Here is a 1,542-nt window from a genome sequence, read left to right as displayed (position 1 = left end):
GCAAAACCACAACCAGCCGCCTTACGAACAGGATGAAATCTACCTTTTGCGCAACCTGCCGTTGAGCGGCATCGGGCTGTTCCATCGGGTTGGCTTCTATCCGGATTTCGTACTCTGGCGCGTCAAGTCCGATGGCTGGACCCGGGTGGTCTTCCTGGAACCGCACGGCCTGCACCACGAAGGGCTGAACGGCAACGCCGACAAATTTGCTGCTCTGGAAGCCCTGAAAACCTTGAGCCAACAGCGGGACTTCCGGCAAGCCCAAATCGAACTGGACGGCTACATCCTGACTACGACACGGATCAAGGACATCCCTGACGCCAATGGCCGCACGAAGCAGCAACTGGAAAGCCAGTACCCGCTGTTGTGGATGGAGAGAGATTATATCAATCGTATATTGGGATGATTCCTTTGCCATTGGATGTGTGGATGATTTGCGGTTCGATCATCCGGGAAGGGTTGCTCTTTTGTTACCGCGAGTGATGAGATGGGCGAAAGGAAGCGGACGACATGGGATGGCTCGATTTCTTGATGGAAGTTGTGGTAAAGATTGCCAGTGAAGTTCTTGGTAAAATTGCGACCTTCTTCACGGAACGGGCGCTTACGAAGAGAACGAAAGGCGAGTTACCACCCGAAACGGTACGAGGCCTTGCCTATCCTTCTACTTGCGGTGATGATGGATTGGACTTGATGAAAGAGCGCCTGTATTTTTCGGTCACTTTCGGGGGCTATTTCGCCAGTTTGCTCGAATCTCCGAACATCTATCTGGACATGCCAGGACAAATCCATTGTCCGGTTGCAGGTGAGGCACATCCCCTGGAATGGCTTTATGGAACGTTGAACGACCCTGCCGGATTTCGACTTGTGACAATCGCCGCTGGCGGTGGCATGGGCAAGACGACATTGGCAGCGAAGATCGTGCGCTGTCTCTATTCGCAAAATGCGATCGACCTGATCCTGGGGGATAGTGCCAAAAGAACGGAAATCGACTTGATCACCGGTCGGCCCCGTGGCGTTCGACCCGGGTTCGATGATCTGGATTCCTTCTACAGACGACTGGCTGCGCAAACCGGCTTGACCAACTATCCCGAAAGCGTGGGATGGCGCGCCATCGTTTCCGATTTGAAAGCGCGGCTGGCAGGTCAGCGAGCACTCATCGTCCTGGACAATCTGGATGACTTCGGGAACGATGAAGGAAAACGACGGGAGCGCAATGCACTTTTCGAAAGCATTCAATCGTTGCTCGGACGTGATGTGCGCGCCCTGGTCACTACCAGAAAGGCCGATATCACCGCATCCAATGCCGTGGTCGTCAATCTAAATCCGCTCGCACGCAATGATGTGGCGATTGCCAGGCAATTCGTTTCCTGGCACGTCGATCGTTTCGTGTCTCTGAATCCTAGACTTGCGAACGTGCGAAATATTCTGGAAGACAAGAAGCAAATGCGGCGACTGCTGGAAAAGACAGGGGGTGTTCCACTGATCATTCAGGTGGTCGTCAGCAGGATTGCATTCGAGAAATTGGGGTATCTCGATAGATTG

Annotated in this window: 2 protein-coding genes; both read left to right on the top strand. The window is 53.5% G+C overall.

Going from position 1 to position 1,542, the window contains the following annotated elements:
• The coding region (locus D6694_07530) for a hypothetical protein (protein RMH42910.1) at positions 1-406 on the top strand (406 nt) is incomplete at its 5' end.
• Positions 407-510: 104 nt separating this feature from the next.
• Positions 511-1,542 (top strand): hypothetical protein (locus D6694_07525; protein ID RMH42909.1); only part of this gene is annotated, 1,032 nt, incomplete at its 3' end.

The organism is Gammaproteobacteria bacterium (genome assembly GCA_003696665.1).
GTDB lineage: Bacteria > Pseudomonadota > Gammaproteobacteria > Enterobacterales.
This window is presented reverse-complemented; position numbering and strand designations above follow the sequence as displayed.